The organism is Candidatus Falkowbacteria bacterium, from assembly GCA_018674305.1.
GTDB lineage: Bacteria > Patescibacteriota > Patescibacteriia > UBA11705 > JABHMO01 > JABMRF01.
In genome coordinates this window covers 107,074-123,450 of sequence record JABHAL010000010.1, presented here as the reverse complement: position 1 = coordinate 123,450, position 16,377 = coordinate 107,074, and the positions used below count along the sequence as shown (strand labels likewise).

Annotated in this window: 15 protein-coding genes and 1 tRNA gene; all 16 read left to right on the top strand. The window is 35.9% G+C overall.

Annotated elements, in window-relative coordinates; genetic code table 11:
* Positions 1–18 precede the first annotated feature (18 nt).
* Positions 19–2,961 carry a hypothetical protein gene (locus tag HN643_04430; GenBank protein ID MBT7500886.1) on the top strand — a complete coding sequence of 981 codons (2,943 nt, stop codon included), beginning with the start codon at positions 19–21 and terminating at the stop codon, positions 2,959–2,961.
* Positions 2,962–2,993: 32 nt separating this feature from the next.
* Positions 2,994–4,589 carry a hypothetical protein gene (locus HN643_04425; GenBank protein MBT7500885.1) on the top strand — a complete coding sequence of 532 codons (1,596 nt, stop codon included), beginning with the start codon at positions 2,994–2,996 and terminating at the stop codon, positions 4,587–4,589.
* Positions 4,586–5,803 carry a hypothetical protein gene (locus tag HN643_04420; GenBank protein ID MBT7500884.1) on the top strand — a complete coding sequence of 406 codons (1,218 nt, stop codon included), beginning with the start codon at positions 4,586–4,588 and terminating at the stop codon, positions 5,801–5,803. The genes HN643_04425 and HN643_04420 overlap by 4 nt, the downstream gene beginning before the upstream one ends.
* 27 nt (positions 5,804–5,830) lie before the next feature.
* Positions 5,831–6,283 carry a PrgI family protein gene (locus HN643_04415; GenBank protein MBT7500883.1) on the top strand — a complete coding sequence of 151 codons (453 nt, stop codon included), beginning with the start codon at positions 5,831–5,833 and terminating at the stop codon, positions 6,281–6,283.
* Between the two features lie 44 nt (positions 6,284–6,327).
* Positions 6,328–7,005 carry a hypothetical protein gene (locus HN643_04410; GenBank protein MBT7500882.1) on the top strand — a complete coding sequence of 226 codons (678 nt, stop codon included), beginning with the start codon at positions 6,328–6,330 and terminating at the stop codon, positions 7,003–7,005.
* Positions 7,006–7,086: 81 nt separating this feature from the next.
* Positions 7,087–8,991, top strand: coding sequence for a DUF87 domain-containing protein (locus tag HN643_04405; GenBank protein MBT7500881.1), 1,905 nt, complete (start codon positions 7,087–7,089; stop codon positions 8,989–8,991).
* Positions 8,992–9,018: 27 nt separating this feature from the next.
* Positions 9,019–9,606 (top strand): hypothetical protein, encoded by a 588-nt coding sequence (locus tag HN643_04400; GenBank protein MBT7500880.1) that lies wholly within the window; start codon positions 9,019–9,021, stop codon positions 9,604–9,606.
* 6 nt (positions 9,607–9,612) lie between these two features.
* Complete coding sequence (locus HN643_04395; protein MBT7500879.1) at positions 9,613–10,329, top strand: ComF family protein; 717 nt, start codon at positions 9,613–9,615, stop codon at positions 10,327–10,329.
* Positions 10,330–10,383: 54 nt separating this feature from the next.
* Positions 10,384–11,475, top strand: a complete 1,092-nt coding sequence (gene murG / locus HN643_04390) for an undecaprenyldiphospho-muramoylpentapeptide beta-N-acetylglucosaminyltransferase (protein MBT7500878.1) — start codon at positions 10,384–10,386, stop codon at positions 11,473–11,475.
* A 1-nt stretch (position 11,476) separates the two neighbouring features.
* Positions 11,477–12,127: a hypothetical protein gene (locus HN643_04385; protein ID MBT7500877.1), complete on the top strand. Its 651-nt coding sequence runs from the start codon at positions 11,477–11,479 to the stop codon at positions 12,125–12,127.
* Positions 12,128–12,228: 101 nt separating this feature from the next.
* On the top strand, positions 12,229–12,639 hold the full coding sequence (locus tag HN643_04380) for a hypothetical protein (GenBank protein MBT7500876.1): 411 nt from the start codon (positions 12,229–12,231) through the stop codon (positions 12,637–12,639).
* A gap of 489 nt (positions 12,640–13,128) precedes the next feature.
* Entirely contained in the window at positions 13,129–13,779 is a 651-nt protein-coding gene (locus HN643_04375) for a hypothetical protein (GenBank protein ID MBT7500875.1), read from the top strand.
* A 5-nt stretch (positions 13,780–13,784) separates the two neighbouring features.
* Positions 13,785–14,534: a hypothetical protein gene (locus tag HN643_04370; GenBank protein ID MBT7500874.1), complete on the top strand. Its 750-nt coding sequence runs from the start codon at positions 13,785–13,787 to the stop codon at positions 14,532–14,534.
* A gap of 5 nt (positions 14,535–14,539) precedes the next feature.
* On the top strand, positions 14,540–15,220 hold the full coding sequence (ftsE, locus tag HN643_04365) for a cell division ATP-binding protein FtsE (GenBank protein MBT7500873.1): 681 nt from the start codon (positions 14,540–14,542) through the stop codon (positions 15,218–15,220).
* Between the two features lie 63 nt (positions 15,221–15,283).
* The gene (locus HN643_04360) at positions 15,284–16,198 is read left to right on the top strand and encodes an ABC transporter permease (protein ID MBT7500872.1); all 915 of its coding nucleotides are present in this window, start codon (positions 15,284–15,286) and stop codon (positions 16,196–16,198) included.
* A gap of 83 nt (positions 16,199–16,281) precedes the next feature.
* Positions 16,282–16,371, top strand: a tRNA-Ser gene (locus tag HN643_04355).
* The last annotated feature ends 6 nt before the right edge of the window (positions 16,372–16,377 follow it).

Genomic DNA, 16,377 nt, shown 5'->3' with positions numbered 1-16,377 from the left:
GTAGAAGTATTACGGTTTATGAAGGTTTTTATTTTGCCCAAAAATAAAACCGTACTCAGAGTGGGTATAGTTGCTATTTTGTTGGGAGTGTTTGTTATAGGAGCAAGTGCTTATGCCATCGATACTAGTAGTATTGCTAATTTTTTAATGTATATTATAAATTGGTGTTTGTTACAGCTTGCCACCGGTTTAGGTTGGGTTGCTATGCAACTTTTTTCAATTTTAATTGTTATAAGTTCATATAATAATTTTGTAACTTCGCCTGCAGTAACCAAGGGTTGGGTAATGATGAGAGATGTCTGTAATCTGTTTTTTGTAATGATTTTGTTGGTTATTGCTTTTATGATAATTTTGCAAGTTAAGAGATATGAACCAACGAAGATGTTGTTTCGAGTGGTATTGGTGGCGGTATTAGTGAATTTCTCGAAATTGATTTGTGGTTTACTGATTGATTTTGGGCAAGTAGTTATGATGACTTTTGTTAATGGTTATTCAGCTTCAGCCGGTGGTAATCTGGTGAATGGCTTGAATCTAACAAAACTATTAAATATGAGTGAATCTACAGGCGTAACTCAAGCTCCAACAGCGGGCGAAGCTCCTGTAACTAGCATAGATGTTTTTATCGGAATGTTATTGGCGATTTTTATTTTGGTTATGACCATTACAGTTACGTTTTTCATCTTAGTATTATTAGTTTTGAGAATAGTTCAGCTTTGGATTTTAGTGGTTTTGTCACCGTTGGCCTTTACCCTAGAAGCTGTTCCACTTGGTGGATTGCAGAGTGAGGCCGCTAAATGGTGGCAACGTTTTGGTTGGACTGTGGCAGTTGGGCCATTCATGGCCTTTTTCTTGTGGCTAAGTTTATTAGTTTTGTCTGATCCTGGTCAGATGGTTGCAGATATAAATGTGGCTGATATTGAACAAAAAGGCGCAGGTGGTCCGGTTTCTGGAGCTTCTGGGATTGATAATTTGGCCCAAACAGCTATTGGTTTGGCTTTGCTTTTTGGTAGTTTAATGATTGCCCAAGAAGCTGGTGGAGTAGTTGGCAGTATGGCTCAGTCAGCCCAAAAATCAACTATGAGTATGGCCAAATGGACAGCCAACAAGATGACTCTCGGTGCACCAGAAAAAACTGGAGCTGCCTTTCAGGGGTACAAGGCTCGTCGTCAGGAATTTAAACAAATGAAACTAGCAAAATATAAACGAGCTGGTGAGGGTGTGATGGGTGCTCAGGCAAAGGTAGGAGATGTGGCTACTCGGATAGCGAAATTACCATTTACAACAGCAGCGGCTGGAATTGGATATGTAGCTGGAAAGGCAGGAGACTCTAAAGCAGGAACGGTTGTTAAAGATAAATATAATAAAGCAAAGGATGTAACAAAAAAGCTATTAAATAGAGTAGGTGGAAGTAAGGTTGGCGGTTTTATGAAAAAACAATGGGATCGTACCGCTTCAGCTATGCCGATGGGGGAGGTTATGGCGCATCGCATAGGTCAATCTAGACAAAAAGAAAAACTGGAAGAAGCAAACGCATTTTTGGCAGCTAGGGGGATTGATAAGCTTGATGAGTTGAAGGAAGTTCTTATGGATGCAACTCAGGGCAAGGATGTGCGCAAAGCTGCAGCTTTGAAATTATCTGCAATGGGAATAGAGGGAGATTTGGATGAGCATGGTAAACCAATACCTGGTGGTCGTACGGCGGATGAGTACGCTAAAACTGCAAATGATTTAATGGGGGGCGACAAAGAGTCAAGAGATGCTTTCAATGGTAATTTGGAAAAAAATCAATTACATATGCGCTATGCAATGGCGGATGATAAAGAGAAGCAAAGGATTCGAACTCGAATAAACCGAGGTGAGCTTGACGTTGGCAAACAGAATGCAGAAGCTTTTGGTGATCAAGAATTTTTAGCAGCTGCCAGAAGCGCCTTGGGTGATAAAAAGTTTGCTTCTACTTTGGAAGATGTGTCCAAACGAAGTGAAACACATGGTGATGCAATTAGGTCTGCAATGCCTGATTTGGCCGAAACTGTACATTCGAGCTTTAGTGAGGAGATTGCTAATGCTGGTGGAGATGCTAATGTTGCTCTTTCCGGACCAAAAGGACAAATTGCAGAGGTAGAAAAAGCGGCTGAAGTAGCAAGGAAAGCTGGTAACGTTACACAGGCTGAAGAATTAGAAAAACGGGCAGTAGCGTTAAAAGCTGTTAATAAAAAGCAAAAAGGTTTTCAAAAATCGCATGCCAAAGTTACTGGAAATTTGGATGAAGCGTTTGGTTCAAGAAACGCTGATGGTACAGTCAACGCAGGAACAATTTTACCGGGTACGGATAATGCGGCAGCTTTACAGGAGTATACCAGGAGTGCTGGTAAAAAAGAGTTACTTGGTATTGATGCAGGTAAATCGGCTGGAGCCCTAAAGCTAATGGCACAGGATATTACCAAAGAACAAATAACTCAGGTGGCAACCTCCGGCGATGGTGGTTCAGCTGAAACTGTTAGCATGTTGGCTGGAGCAATTATTGCCCAAGAAGGTGACGATACTGCTCCACCTGAGATGCAATCAAACATGAAATCAAAAATTTCTAGTATAGCTAGTGATAATCGAATTATGGGAGCTCTTAATCCAGAAGATAAGGCTGATATTGAAAGAATCTCCACTGAATACGCGGCCGCGAAACCTGCAGTTCAGCATACCTATCGTAAAAACGATACTGTCTCTTATAATGGAAAAGAGGCTGTTGTCACAGGTGGGAAAACTGTAAAAGGGATGGTTCAGGTCAAAGACGAGAAAAGCGGAGCAGTTTTTGCTATCAAGTCAGAGAAACTTGAAAAACTTGAAGCGCCACCGACTGAACTGCCTGACAAGGCAGAGGCTCCTGAAGAAGTACCTGTTCCTGATGATGCAGCCGTAGCAGAAGTTTTGCGTGACGGTGGCAATGAGCCAGATGATTTGGGTTAAAAATAAATTAAGAATTATGAATTAAGATAAACATGAAAGCAAAAAAACAACAAAATAAAAAAACAACAGTTGCCCCAAAGTCTGCGGTTACTGAGAAAAAACAGTTACCAAAAATGATTGAAGAGGCTTTGTATGCTCAATTTGGTAGTGATTTAAATGGTAAAATGGCAGAGAAGTTTAAGCTAACAATTGGCCAGACTGCTAAGATGACCTTTTTGATTGACGATATTTATCGAAAAACTGTTGCTTTAGATAAAATTGAAAGTGAATTAATAAATAGACTGGGTGTGGCTCAGGATAAAGCTAAAGAAATGGCAATAGCAATTTGCGCTAATCGCTTTTTGATTGCGGATACTAAATGGTTTAAGGGTGCTGCAAGTAAAAAAATCAAAGAGTTAGGTGGAGATCCAGGTAAATTTGGAAAGTTAGTTAGTGAATATAAACAGGCTGTGATGAAAGAAGTATATGTTCGTGTAAAAAAACAAGAGATGGAGGCAGAAGATGAAAAGGCGTTAGAAAAAGATTTCATCAATGATAAGATGAAAGAGCAAGAGGCTGCCGTACTAAAAGATCCAGAAAGTGAGAAAAAGGCCGCTGTTAAAATATTTTCTGAACAAGTTAAAGATTTGTTGTCCATTAATGATTATGTTCTCAAAATAGAATTGAATATCAGGTTGATTACTCTGTTATCACAAGAGGCTGAGGAGAGTGATGATAAAACATTCCAAAAAAATATATTAGAAGCTTTGTATCAGAATCAGGAAGAACTGTCTAGTAAAAATATTTTAATAAAAGGTGCACAAGTAAAACCAACGGTAGCCAATTGGATTAAGGATTTCATTCGTGAAGTTGAAATAACTGACGGCCCAATTAATTCAATAAAAAAAGCGAAATATTTAACTGACTCGAATAATATCGGGGGCTTAAATGAAAAGGACAGAAAAACTGTTGATAAATTATTTTCAGTATTCAGTTCTATCAAGAATTTTTATCTGGACTTGGCCAAAAAAGAAATTGAGGACTTACGTATCTTTGATCTGTCTCCAGAAGAAGAAAAAGCCCTATTCTCAGATTTAGAGAAAGCTGCAGATGAAGAAGGTTCTGTTGGTTCCGAGTCAAGCACTGGGGGAGAAGATATTCCACCTGCTGATATTATGAAATTATATGAAGGGAAACCGGAAGATAAGCAGAAGATTGAAGCTCTGAAAGTGGAAATTATTGAAAAAACTAGAAAAGAGTATGACAAAGTCGCTGATTATTTAGAAGAGAATTTAATATCTCGTTATAAGCATAATATTCTAGCAGCAGTTGAGATCTTGGCGGAGACTGGATCTTTGGATGATTTGATTAGTAAGGACCCACGTTACCTGAAATACATGAAAGGATTTTTTAAACGTAATAATCTGCAAGGTGAAGAAATTGAATTCAAAAAAAATCCTCACCAAGCGAAATATGTACAGTATTTTCTAAAGTTTGTATATTTAGAACGTTTGGGTATGGCCGAAGCAGAGGGAGCTAGATTGGCCGCCAATATTTCTAATGTTTTTATGCAAAAGGGCATGCCACAATATGCACAATTAGCATATTTAGATTTGCATGACCATAAATTTAAATGGAGTGATTTATGATTTCAGGCGCACCAGCGGGCTACGTTTTAGTCAAAGACAAAGATGGAAAACTTAAGTATTATAAAGATGGAAAGTTTTTCACACTAGAACAAATTCAAGTCCAAGAACAAAAACAAGAGCAAGTAAAACAAAAAATCAAGCTAAAACCTTCTTTCAGTTTTGATTCATCAAAAAAATCTAAACCAAAAGTTGCCCCACCGAAAATTAAAAAGGTAGCAACTACACCGAGAGTTCTACCAGAGGCTCCAGTGGCACCTAAACCAAGTTTGCCAGAATCAAAAAAGCCAGTCTGGCCAAAAGCTAAGCCAAGTGCTAATCCAGTAGAGGTTGATTTAGAGGAATTAAAACCAAGTGGAGAAATGCATAGTCGTAGATCTGAAGATCAGGGTTTGATTGAACAAAAAGTGGCAGAAGTTATTGAAAGATTAAAAATTAAGTTTAGTGATAAAAATATTGAAAGTCGTTTTCGTAATATTTTAGCGACCTATTTTCGAGGTATTCGTAAACCAAAGGAATTAGAATACATTTTGGGGTTGCCTAAAATTAGTGGAGGTATGGAGTTGGCGAAGGACAAAGTTCAAATAATAATGTCAGTATTGGAGCATGATTTTAGTGAAATTGAAAAGCAAAGACGTCACGTTGTTGCCAAGCCTAAAGAGAAGCTAGCTTTGCAGGTAACTGCGGATTTGGATCATCAGATTGCACCGCCACCGCCGGCAATTATCAAGCCTCAGAAAAAAACCGTAAAGTCAGCACCGGTGGCTACACCAATCAATAGACCTGTGATTGCCAAAACTATGCCAAGACCAGTTGTCCAGAGGCCAATTGCTTCACCTGATATTGGAAAACAAGCAAGACCAGCTATTCGTGATATAAAGAGACGCAGATTGATTGGCCCAGTTGAGGAATTAGAATTAATGGATTTAGATGACATGAGGAAGTTAGGTAGGAATGAAGATGAGATTAAGGAGGCAATATTGGAAAAGGTTGAGATATTAGCAGAGCAGTCTTTATTGAAAAAGATCGAAGGCATTAACGCTTGGAAAATAGCTCCAGTCTATAAGTTGTACTTGCAGATGACTTATCAGGGGATAAAGGAAATAAAAAAGATTTCAGAAGTAATCGAACAACGACAAATCAAAAATCAGGAAAGCTTGACGCTGAGTGAGTATGAGATGATTGCTACTTTGAATCAAAAGTTAAAATTTGAATAATAATTTATTTAATTAAATTTCATTTTTGTGCAACAATTCTTGGTGCCACAATTTATTGATGTAGAAGACAAAATTATTGGTCCAATTACCACAAGACAGTTTGTGGAGGTATTGATTGGTGTTTTGATTACTTTCATCTCTTATAAAATTTTAGCTTTTGTTTATTTTGCTTTTTTCGGTTTTTTGACTTTGGCACTTACAGCAATTATTGCTTTTGTTCGAATAAATGGGAGACCGATTCATTTCTTTATGCTAAATTTTTTGCAAACTAGTAAACGTCCAAGGCTACGGGTTTGGAATAGAGCAGCTTATGCAAGGCTAGTTAAGGAGGTTGATAGTCAGCCGTTAGCGGAAAAAAAGATTACCAAGCAAAAAAAGCGTTCAGTTTCTGGTTCTAGACTAAGAGATGTTTCTTTGGTTGTTAATACCGGAGGAGTGTATGATGGCGGAGAAATGACTAATGAGTTCAAACCACTGTAATAAAACACACAATACATAACATTTTAAATGTAATATATAATAATATGCCAGCAAAAAAAACAACAGGTAAAGTTACAACTTCAACCCAGTTATTTCTGGATATTGCAGAGATAAAAAATGACACAGTGATAATGAAGGACGGAACCATGCGGGCAGTGCTGATGGCTTCTAGTATCAACTTTGCATTGAAATCTGAAGACGAACAAAATGCTTTAGTATCAGCTTATGTAACATTTTTAAATTATTTGGATTTCCCTATTCAAATAGTAATTCAATCTCGTAAGTTGGATATTGAAGGCTATCTTAAACGTATTGAAGAAGCTGAAAAAGAGTTGACCAACGAGCTATTAAAAAGACAGATTCTGGATTACAAAAATTATATTAATGAATTGGTTGACTTGGGTGATATTATGACCAAGCATTTTTTCATTGCCGTACCTTTTAGTCCTATTGAGGGAAAAGGCGGTGGTTTTTTTGAGAAATTAGGTGCTGTTTTTAGCCCAGCTAAAGTTATTCGATTGAAACAAGACAAATTTGAAAAGTTCCTACATGATTTGAATCAAAGAGTAGAGCACGTGAACATGAATATTTCTTCCTTGGGGATTACAGCGGTTCGTTTAGATACTCAAAGTTTGATTGAATTGTATTACAATGCTTATAATCCAGCTATAGCCAAGAGTCAAAAATTGTCTGATTTGGATAAGCTTCGGGTAGGTGAGTAAAAAAACAATATAACCATGAACTGTAACTTGGTTAAGTTCACGGCAATCAATATAAGAATTTAAAAAATATACCAATCTAATATGTTTAAACCTGGAGACGTCAAAAAAAAGCCGGTCACTAGTGAAAAGGTAAGGCCGAAAACAGTTTCAGAGTCCAAGAAAATAAAAAAAGAAGAAGTTAAGGCAGCAAAGCAAAAAGAATCTTTGCAAATGGAAAAAACTTACCGTAAAGGAGTAACTTCAGTTTTGGATATCATTGCTCCAGCAGCCTTTGAAATTATGCCAGATCATGTGAGGATTGGTGGTTTATTTTCTCGAACTTTATTTGTAATGACATATCCAAGGTATATTAGTGTTGGCTGGTTTTCTCCAATCATTAATTACAATGCGACATTAGATGTGTCCATGTTTTTTTATCCGATGGATTCGGCAGTTGTGTTGAAACAATTGAGAAATAAGGTAGGTGTTTTGACTGCCCAGCTGACATCTGATAATGAAAAAGGCGCACCACGTGACCCACTTCGGGAAACTGCTTTGCAGGATATAGAAAAACTTAGAGATGATTTGACCCAGGGTATAGAAAAGTTTTTTCAGTATGGGCTATATCTCACTTTATATGAAAAAGATTTAAAAAAGTTAGATGTTTTGACTGAAGATATTGAGGCAGTTTTGGGAACTCGGTCAATTCTTTCCAAACGAGTTTTTTATCAGGCAGAACAAGGGTTCAATTCAACTGTGCCAATTTGTAATGATGAATTAATGATAACTGCGAATTTAAATTCTTCACCGATTGCTGCTTCATTTCCATTTATTTCTTCAGAGCTAACTTCAGATGATGGTATTTTATTTGGTATTAATAGACATAACAATAGTTTAATTTTATTCGATCGTTTTTCTTTGCAAAATGCCAATTCTTGCGTGTTTGCTACTTCTGGTGCTGGTAAGAGTTATACTATCAAGCTAGAAATTTTACGTAGTATGATGTTAGGGACAGATGTGATTATTATTGATCCAGAAAGAGAATATAAAAACTTGAATGATGCTGTTGGCGGAACTTATGTAAATATTTCACTGAACTCCGAGAGTAAAATTAACCCTTTTGATTTGCCAAGAAAAATGGGAGACATGTCAGCAGCTGATGTGATTCGTAGCGCAGTGATTACTCTAAAGGGTCTAATGCGTATTATGATTGGTAAAATGACTTATCAAGAAGATTCAATTATGGATCGCGCTTTGATTGAAACTTACGCCAAAAAAGATATTACTCCTGAATCAGATTTGTCTAAAATTGAACCGCCAATTATGCAAGATCTATATGATGTCTTGGATGGTATGGAGGGCGGAGCAGATTTAGCTCTAAGATTAAAGAAATATACTACTGGTACTTTTTCTGGCTTGTTTAATTCACCAACAAATGTAGATATGGCAAATCAATTAGTTTGTTTCAGTGTTCGAGATCTAGAGGATGAGCTTAGACCAATGGCCATTTACAATATTGTTAACTATATTTGGAACGTAGTTCGTTCAGAAATAAAGAAACGTATTTTGGTGATTGATGAAGCTTGGTGGTTAATGCAACACGAGGATTCAGCTAAGTTTATTCACGCTCTTGTTAAACGTTGTCGAAAATATTATCTTGGTGTGACTACCATTACCCAGGACGTGAATGATTTTTTACTTTCTCAGTATGGTCAGGCCATTGTTACTAATTCGGCACTTAAAATTTTGTTAAAACAAGCACCTTCGGCTATGGAATTGATTCAAAAAGTGTTTCAATTAACTGAAGGAGAGAAATATTTATTGCTGGAATGTAATATAGGTGAAGGTATTTTCTTTGCAGGTAATCGGCATGCAGCTATGAAAGTGGTGGCTTCACCATTAGAGGACCGTATGATTACTACTGATCCTAAACAACTACTAAAACAAGAAAAAGAACAAAAGCAGGAGGATGAGGATGCTGCTGAACGTGAGGCTAGTATTAAATAAATAGATTATAAATTAAGTATAAATATTATGGAACAAAGAAAAAAAGTCATTTTAATTGCAGGAGCGGGAATCTTAGTAATTGCCTTGATAATTATATTTTTTGTAATGTCTGAAGTTAAACGTGTCGAACAGGAAAAAGCTGATAATGAAATAACACCAGTCGAGACCATTATTGGACAAGAAGATGCTGATACCAATAATATAATTGTGACACTTCCTAGTGACCAAGAAAAATTGGCTGTCTCGGTTAGAGCTGTGGCAACTACCTTTGTGGAGAGATTTGGTTCTTATTCTAATCAATCGGAATATGCAGGTTTTGAGGAATTGGCTTCAATAATGACTCAGTCTATGGCTAGTTGGGTAAAAAATACTTATCTTCCACAGTTAAAAAAAGAGCATGATCCAAAAGGTTATTTTTATAGTATAAAAACTTCTGCTCCGGTAGTAGAAATTAGCGTTGAAGAAGAGAATTTCGTAGAAATAATAGTAAAAACACAACGTCTGGAAAAAACTGATAATAGTAGTCAGACATTTAACCAGGATATTGTATTAGAATTAGTTAAACAAGATGGAGAGTGGGCGATTGATGGAGCTTTCTGGCGAGACCAGGATTAGGCTCATATGTTTAGTATAAGCTCTCGACTTAAAACTCTTTGGGCAGAGGCATTAGATTATGTTTTTCCTAAGGAGTGTTTGAATTGTCAAAAAGAGGGGGAGTATTTATGCTCCGCCTGTTTTGCTAAAATTGAACTATTTGAGCAGTTTCCTTGTTTTATTTGTAATAGCGGGCAGTATGAAGTAGGTATTTGTCCTGAGTGTCAGGAGCAGACATCTATAGATCAGATAGTAATTGCTTGTACTTATACTAATAATATCGCGGGTCAATTAGTCGAACAGTTCAAATATAATTATTTAGAGGAGTTGAAAAAGCTATTAGGTCAACTTCTAATTAAGCAAATTCAAAAGCAAGGTTTAAATTCAGTTTTTTATGCTCAAAAGCTAGTGCCCGTACCCTTGCATAAAATACGCTTAGCTGAACGAGGTTTTAATCAGGCCTCAGAGCTGGCTAAACAGTTGAGGGTTAAATATAATTGCCAGTTAGAACAGGAACTCGTTCAGCGACAGGAGAACACATTACATCAAGCTAAACTGAACCGACAACAAAGGTTGCAAAATTTACAAAATGCCTTTAGAATAAATATACGTCAAGTTATTCCTGAGCAAGTAATATTAATTGATGACGTATTAACAACAGGCGCCACTTTTAGTGAAATTGCTAAAACATGTAAAGCTGCTGGAATTAAAAAAGTTGTCTGTTCAGCGGTTTGTCATGGGTAAAAACACATATCATGAATCATGTAGCACGTAAAAATCAATTACCTTCAATAATATATGAAAATAATTTTAACAGGCGGAGGGACAATCGGTTCAGTCAGTCCCTTGATTGCCATTAAACAAGAATTAGAAAAGCAGAAAATACAAGCTGACTATCTTTGGGTTGGAACTGAGACTGGTATTGAAAAAAACATCATTGATAAACAAAACATTCCTTATAAAGCAATAAAATCAGCCAAACTGAGACGTTATTTTTCTGGTTGGAATTTCTTGGTACCTTTTCAATTTCTTGTAGGATGGTTTCAGTCCTTGAAAATTATTATCAAATTTAAGCCAGATATAATTTTATCAGCGGGTAGTTTTGTGTGCGTGCCAGTTGTTTTGGCAGGCTGGTTATTAAAGAAAAAAACTGTAATTCATCAACAAGACTTCAAGGTCGGTTTAGCAAATCGTATAATGGCACCATTCTCTAGTAAAGTCACCGCTACTTTTGAAAAATCGGTTAAGGATTTTAGTTCAACTAAAACTCAATTGACGGGTAATCCTGTACGTCAGGAAATTTTTTCTGGCAGCAAAGAAAAAGCAATGCAGTTATTTAATTTACAGCCCGATTTGCCAACTTTGTTAATAATGGGTGGTAGTTTGGGCGCTACTAAGTTAAATAAGTTAATTTTTGAAGCTGTGCCTGAACTGGTTAACATTTGCCAAATTATTCATATCACTGGTAAAGGGCAGGAAATTGAGTGGGTAGATAAAGAAAAATTTGGGGAGAAAGCTAATAGATATCACTCAATTGGCTATTTATACAAAGATTTAGTGCATGCTTATGCAGCAGCAGATTTGACTGTTTGTCGGGCAGGTATGTCAACTTTAACTGAATTGACGGCTCTACGAAAGGCAATGCTTTTGGTGCCTATACCTGATAATCAACAGGAAGAAAACGCGCGATTTTTTGACAGCAAAAATGCCGTAATTTTAATGGATCAAAAAACAATCACAGCTGATCAAATGGTTACAATTCTCGTAGGTTTATTGAGCAACCCTAATAGTTTGCAGAGATTACAACATAATTTAGGTAGTGTTATGCTGGAAGGGGCCAATGAAAAATATGTGGAATTTATAACTTCACTTATAAAAAAGAAGAAATAATATGACAAAAGAACAAGATGTACAATTAAGAGAAAAGGAAAAAATTGTACAGGTCGTTTACCACCACCCAATAGTAATTATCCCACACTTAATTATCTGTTTTTTGATTTTAGTATTGAATTTTTTCTTGATGTATTATTTGTTTTTGCAAGGATGGTGGGGCGCAATATTATTTTTGGGAATTATTGTATCCGTTGTTTTTTATATTTTGAGATTAATATTTTTGTATCGGAAAAACCGATTTGTTATCACTAATCAGAGAGTTATTGACTATGAACAAGTTGGATTTTTTGAACGTTTTATAAATGAGTTCCCATATTCTAAGATTAAACAGGCAAATGCTGTAATTAGAGGTTTGGGGCCAACAATTTTCCGTTATGGAAATCTTAAACTTATTTTAAAAGAAGACGTTGGGCCTGTTGAGTTATATAAAATTAGTAAACCATTAAAATTGCAGTCATTGATTAGTGAGTATTTACATAAATCAGAGCAGTTTAGTGTAGGAAGTGAATGTACTGATCCAGTGGGGTTGATTATGGCTGAAATCCAACTTTTAAAGCGATCTGATAAAATTAGAATATTTCGACAAGTTAAAGAGGAATTGAGAAAAAGCTCACCGCAAACCGAACTTCAAAATAAAAATCAATTGTGATATAATTATAAGGAACCTCTGCTAATCATATTTTCTGATGCAGTTTTGTTTAAAATTTGAGAATTTCGTGACGAAACTATGTTTATCAGAGATTTCAATATATGAGAAGGAAGTTGAAAGAAAAAAGAAAACAGAGCTTTTTCTCTCGGTTTTTTGTAGTATTGATGATTGTTGTTTCAGTAATCTTTGTTTTGGGGATTGTTCGAGAATATGTAAAGCGAGTTGAACTGGATAGGGAGATCAGCCAACTTGAAAATGAACTAGAAAAGCTAAAATTAAAGAAAAAGAACTTTTTAAGTTCGATTGATGCTTATGGTAGCGAGTTTTTTGTTGAGCAGGAAGCCAGAATGAAATTTAATCTGAAAAAGCCAAAAGAGCAGGTAGTTATTATTCCGGTCAATAAGATAGCCGAGGCATCAATAGCTGATGAAATTAATTCAAATGAAAATAATAATAAGACCAACAATAAGCAAGTCAACTTATTTGCTTGGTGGCAGTATTTCTTTAGTTAAACACTGTCTTTATATTTAATAATTAAATTAAAGTTTACTATGGAACCTACACAAAGACCTTCCTTTCCTGAAATTAGAAATGACGGATCAGTCAACGAGTCTTCTAACGCATCTACACAAGAAGAATCTTCAGTAAAGGCTGGTGGGGGGGAAGAAAAGAATAACCTTAATAAAGTTGTGACTTTATTTCAAAAAATAAAAAAATTAATTCGTAGACCAAATAAAAGTGTTGTCATTATCATTGTTAGCATTCTGATAGTAGTATTTTGCTTTTTTGCTATTGTTGGCCTAGGTGCATACAAATATAATTGGGATAATGGCTTTGTAAGTGCATTAACAAAATCTCTGCCCTATCCAGCTGCAATAGTTGACGGTTCAATTATCAAATTATCTGATTGGCAATTTGAGGTTAAGGGAGTTTCGAATTTTAATATAAAGCGTTTTGGCGAAGTTGATCAGAGTGCAGTAGAAAAAGAGGTTTTAGAAAAGATGATAATGGAGAAAATACTTGAAAAAATGGCCAAGGGCTATGATGTTAAGGCCACACAGGAAGACATACAATTAAACTTAGATGCTTTATATGAGGAAGTGGGTAGTGCTGAGAAGCTGGCTCAAAATGTTGATGATTTTTTTGGTTGGGATATGGAAACATTTTCTGAGCGGATCCTTTATCCAGAAGCCTTACGAGCAAAATTGATTGAAAAAATGTCTACGTCTGATAGAGCGGTTAAGCAGTCAAGAGTAGCGGCAGAAAAAGTTCTAAAAGAAGTAGAAAAGGGAGATAAGACTTTTGAGGAATTGGCGAAGGAGTATAGTGATGACCCCGGTTCAGCTCAGGATGGTGGTGATTTAGGGTTTTTCCCTCGTGGAGTTATGGTGACTGAATTTGAAGACGCTGTTTTTTCTTTAGAGCCTGGACAGATTAGTGATTTAGTCCAAACTGATTTTGGTTTTCACATCATTAAATTAGTTAATCGTATGGTTCCGGAAGAAGGGGCTGAAAATGAAGAAGGTATTGAAGTTGAAGAAGAGGTCGAAGCTAAGCATATTCTAATTGCATTTAAGGGGTATGATGATTATTTGAGTGAATATAGAGAAAAGGCACGAATATATAAGTTTGTCGCATTAGACGAAAAATAATTTTTATGAGTAAGGTTCAATTTGTAGTCTTTTGTTTTCTGGTCGTTGGGTTGCTAATTCCCTTTGGTCAAGTTGGCGCAACTACTTTTATCACTGACATTAATATTGATCAACCAACTATTATTAAGGGATATACAGTCGTTAGCGAAGATGAGAATTTTCGTTTAGGAATTTATCCAGAAGTTCTAGCTGAGGAAACTAGGGTTGTTGTTAAACAATACAATAAAGATGATTTTACTTATCCAGAGGAGTGGCAACCGGTTAGTGACGTTTATGAGTTTGATATTTTTAACAAACAAGCATTTCAAAATGAAAAGCCATTATTGATTCGTATTAAAACATTCGAAGAGACTAAGATGTTGAAGCAAATATTTTTTTGGAACGGTGTGATTAGTGAATGGGTTGAATTACCGTCTGAAGTGGGAGATCGGGAAATTATGAAATCAGTTCTTCATTTACCCTACGCAAAGATGGTTGTTCTAGAACATGAAGAGATTATTCAGATAGGTGATGCTTCCTGGTATGGTTACAAAGATTGTTTGTGTGCTGCCTCACCTGATTATCCTAAGGGGAGTAAGTTAAAAGTAAAAGATTTGGATACCCAAAAAGAAATTATTGTAACCATTAATGATTATGGTCCGGATCGTAGTATTTTCCCTGAAAGGGTTATTGATTTAGACAAGGTTGCGTTTCAGCAGTTAGGAAAGCTTAGTTGGGGAGTATTACATAATATTTTAGTAACAAAAATAAAATAAAAATTATGATAAAGTTGCGTCAAGTGACTAAATTTTACGAACCAGATATTTACGCGCTAAAAGGTGTTAGTTTGCATATTCGGCCAGGCGAATTTGTTTCCGTTATTGGGCAAAGTGGTAGTGGTAAAACTACTGTAGTTAAGCTCTTGACAGCGGAAGAAAGGCTAACAAATGGTTCAATCAGTTTGAGTGGTTGGGATATTTCAAACATTCATCACAAGGAAGTTCCTCTACTTCGACGCCAGATTGGTGTAATCTTCCAGGATTATAAACTTTTACCGCAAAAAACTGTTTTTGAAAACATTGCCTTTGCATTGGAAGCTTGTGGTGCAACTCACAAAAAAATAAAAAAAATAATTCCACAAATATTAAAAGTGGTAAACTTAGCTCACAAGTCAGACATGTATCCACGTCAATTGTCAGGAGGAGAACAGCAAAGGGTCGGGATCGCTCGTTCTTTAATTCATCGTCCGAAAATATTGGTAGCAGATGAGCCAACCGGAAATTTGGATTTAACAAATACACGTGAGATTGTTGATTTGTTAAAAAAGATTAATGAATTGGGAACAACTGTATTGTTAGTTACGCATAATCGTGATGTTGTGAATATGCTTAAACGGAGGGTTATAGTTTTGGATAAAGGGCAAGTCGTCAGTGATCAAAAAGTCGGTCGGTACGTTTTGTAATTTACCATGATAGTAGTTGAGACCTCGAATCTTAAAATTATTAGATAAAAACAAAAATAAAATATGAAGCATTCTTCTCTCAGAATTATAAAATTCGCTTTTCAAGATTTTTGGCGTAACTTTTGGCTTTCATTGGTAACAATTACAGTTTTAGTCTTGGCTTTGTTGTCGGTTAATATATTAATTTCATTAAATGCAGTCTCTGATAGTGTTATTGACTCAGTACATGATAAAGTTGATGTAAGTGTATTTTTCAAAACTGATACTCCACAAGCAGTGATTGATAATTTTCAAGAAAAGCTACGCAATATTAGTGAGGTCAAGGAAACGGTTTTCATTGCCAAGGACCAGGCGTTAGCTCAGTTCAAAGAAAAACACAAGAACGATTCCGCAATTTTGGAAGCAGTAAAAGAAGTTGAGGAGAATCCACTATTAGATGCTTTAGTTATTAGAGCTCAAAATACAGAAGATTACAAGAAGATATTAACAATCCTTAATTCAGCAGAAAATCAAGAAGTCATTAAATATCAGAATTACACAGATCATGAAAAAATTATTGCACGAGTTAGCTCGTTGAGTGATAAAGTCAGTAAATTCAGCTTGTCTTTGACAATCATATTTGCAGTAATTGCAATTTTAATTGTATTCAATGCCATCAGGGTAACAATTTACACTCACCGAGAAGAAATAGCGGTAATGCGTTTAGTTGGAGCTAGTAATTCATTTATTAGAGCCCCATTTTTAGTGGAAAGTATATTGTTTGCGGTGTTTGCTATTATCATTACGATTGTAGTTCTATATGGAATTTTCGTTGCATTAACGCCATATTTGGGTGGTTTTCTGGAAACTTATAATTTTAGTTTAATTGATTATTATAAAGCCAATTTTGTAGAGATTTTTCTTGCTCAGTTGGCTGCAGTTATCTTGTTGAACATTGTCAGCAGTGGAATCGCCATAGGGAAATACCTTAGAGTCTAACCTTTACAGGTTCTTAAGTTTGTGTTAACATAATGTCTGTATTGGTTTGAGGTTTTGAACTTTTTAATATTGATTGTTATTACGGAGAGGTGCCTGAGTGGTTGAAAGGGGCACCCTGCTAAGGTGTTAGACCTTAACGGGTCTCGAGGGTTCGAATCCCTCCCTCTCCGCCATTTCAT

Bases quoted from the DNA above. Each gene is read 5' to 3' on its own strand.
- HN643_04430 (MBT7500886.1), top strand. From the start codon at position 19: ATGAAGGTTTTTATTTTGCCCAAAAATAAAACCGTACTCAGAGTGGGT.
- HN643_04425 (MBT7500885.1), top strand. From the start codon at position 2,994: ATGAAAGCAAAAAAACAACAAAATAAAAAAACAACAGTTGCCCCAAAG.
- HN643_04420 (MBT7500884.1), top strand. From the start codon at position 4,586: ATGATTTCAGGCGCACCAGCGGGCTACGTTTTAGTCAAAGACAAAGAT.
- HN643_04410 (MBT7500882.1), top strand. From the start codon at position 6,328: ATGCCAGCAAAAAAAACAACAGGTAAAGTTACAACTTCAACCCAGTTA.
- HN643_04405 (MBT7500881.1), top strand. From the start codon at position 7,087: ATGTTTAAACCTGGAGACGTCAAAAAAAAGCCGGTCACTAGTGAAAAG.
- HN643_04400 (MBT7500880.1), top strand. From the start codon at position 9,019: ATGGAACAAAGAAAAAAAGTCATTTTAATTGCAGGAGCGGGAATCTTA.
- HN643_04395 (MBT7500879.1), top strand. From the start codon at position 9,613: ATGTTTAGTATAAGCTCTCGACTTAAAACTCTTTGGGCAGAGGCATTA.
- murG (MBT7500878.1), top strand. From the start codon at position 10,384: ATGAAAATAATTTTAACAGGCGGAGGGACAATCGGTTCAGTCAGTCCC.
- HN643_04385 (MBT7500877.1), top strand. From the start codon at position 11,477: ATGACAAAAGAACAAGATGTACAATTAAGAGAAAAGGAAAAAATTGTA.
- HN643_04380 (MBT7500876.1), top strand. From the start codon at position 12,229: ATGAGAAGGAAGTTGAAAGAAAAAAGAAAACAGAGCTTTTTCTCTCGG.
- HN643_04375 (MBT7500875.1), top strand. From the start codon at position 13,129: ATGATAATGGAGAAAATACTTGAAAAAATGGCCAAGGGCTATGATGTT.
- HN643_04370 (MBT7500874.1), top strand. From the start codon at position 13,785: ATGAGTAAGGTTCAATTTGTAGTCTTTTGTTTTCTGGTCGTTGGGTTG.
- ftsE (MBT7500873.1), top strand. From the start codon at position 14,540: ATGATAAAGTTGCGTCAAGTGACTAAATTTTACGAACCAGATATTTAC.
- HN643_04360 (MBT7500872.1), top strand. From the start codon at position 15,284: ATGAAGCATTCTTCTCTCAGAATTATAAAATTCGCTTTTCAAGATTTT.